Consider the following 368-nt stretch of genomic DNA (forward strand, 5'->3'; position numbering starts at 1 on the left):
GAGTGAGTCCCGTCCGGATTTACTACAACTGTCTGTCCGATTACATCCGTCACAAATGCAACACAACAAATCATTAATAAAGTTTTCATTTTTTCATAATAGAAGGTTGCGCCTTGTTATCCTGGTTTTACGGATACTGCGAATTGTCCACGGCATATAACCCGGTCGATTTGGGGGCTCCCCGGCTCATTTTGCGTAAATATACGGAGATGGTAGCCGCTACCATCTTCCTCTTCTTCAATTTCAACCCCGTAATGGGGATACGAGTCCTCGAAACGTTCAGAAAAATCACAGCGATAAGCGAGACTAAGTTTCGCATTTACCCTGTTGCCAACTGTTTGCCCGGTTTCGCCCATAAATTGATACCA

The 368-nt window shown here is 44.6% G+C and carries 1 protein-coding gene; it reads right to left on the minus strand.

Annotation, left to right across the window (positions count from 1 at the left end; translation table 11 throughout):
- Nucleotides 1–116: 116 nt before the first annotated feature.
- Nucleotides 117–368: hypothetical protein (locus B3Z75_RS10085; RefSeq protein ID WP_294071105.1), on the minus strand; the 252-nt coding region annotated here is incomplete at its 5' end.

The organism is Proteiniphilum sp. UBA1028 (assembly GCF_002316955.1).
Taxonomy (GTDB): domain Bacteria; phylum Bacteroidota; class Bacteroidia; order Bacteroidales; family Dysgonomonadaceae; genus Proteiniphilum.